This window comes from Mesorhizobium sp. M4A.F.Ca.ET.020.02.1.1 (genome assembly GCF_004022645.1).
GTDB lineage: Bacteria > Pseudomonadota > Alphaproteobacteria > Rhizobiales > Rhizobiaceae > Mesorhizobium.
Window position 1 is genome coordinate 1 of sequence record NZ_RZOI01001168.1, and the last position, 1,086, is coordinate 1,086.

Sequence of the window (1,086 nt, forward strand, 5' to 3'; positions counted from 1 at the left end):
TCCTGACAGGCTAGCCTAGAACTTGTGGGCCAATGATCTCAGACGTTTCTTAGCCATGCCGCAGTTTTGGTGGGTCAATCATAATCAAACGGCCCGCCAGGAGATCGAGGGCCAGTATCTCTGGTCTCCAAAAACTGAAAGCAACGGCGCGCGCAGCGAATTTTATAACAATATGCGTCGGGCCTCGCCTGGCGATTTCGTCTTGTCCTTTTTCGATCAAGCTATTCGCTATGTCGGCGAGTTACCGAATTCGCATTCACCGCGCCCAAGCCGGCAGAATTCAAGGAAGCTGGGTCCTACTGGAACAAAGAGGGGTGGCTTCTTCCTGTGTTCTGGACGCGGCTTGAGCCATCTATACGCCCAAAGGCATTGATAGGTGTGCTGGGGCCGCTGCTGCCTAGTAAGTACTCACCGATTAGTCCGACGTCCGGGTCAGGCAATCAAAAAGCGTATCTCGCAAATATTTCGTCGGTGGTGTTTCAAACAATCGTCACCGACGCAGTTTTCGATCGCGCCGCTCTGGAGCGGGGTGGTGCCAATAGCCTGACTTTCGAAATCGTCAATGAACAGCTCGAAGATGCTGTCGAGCGGCAGATCAAAGATGATCGAAGCCTTGACGATACCGTCAAGAAGAGCGTCATTCTCGCTCGTCGCGGACAAGGGAAGTTTCGGGCCAACGTTGAGACGGTAGAGCGCTCGTGTCGCCTTACAGGAGTGACGAACCCGTCACTGCTGATCGCGAGCCATATCAAGCCATGGCGATTATGCACTTCAGCACAAGAACGACTCGATGGCATGAACGGATTGCTTCTAACGCCCGATGCCGATCATTTGTTCGATCGCGGCTTCATCAGCTTCGATGATGGCGGTGAAGTTCTGGTTTCACCGCGCGTCGATCGAACGGATTTGCAGCGGCTCGGTTTTGATCAACTGGCAATGCAGCGGTTCGGCTTCGCTGAAGCGCCGGCGACCTGGCATGTTGGGGCGTTCACGGCGCAACAGCAAAGCTATTTGGCTCATCATCGGACCGAGGTATTCGTTTGTTGATAGATCCTACTTGCCTCCCTCCGGCGCCCCCTCCCACCC

The 1,086-nt window shown here is 54.5% G+C and carries 1 protein-coding gene; it reads left to right on the forward strand.

Annotation, left to right across the window (positions count from 1 at the left end; all coding sequences use genetic code 11):
• Positions 1-378 precede the first annotated feature (378 nt).
• Complete coding sequence (locus tag EN742_RS35765) at positions 379-1,047, forward strand: HNH endonuclease (protein WP_189375751.1); 669 nt, start codon at positions 379-381, stop codon at positions 1,045-1,047.
• The last annotated feature ends 39 nt before the right edge of the window (positions 1,048-1,086 follow it).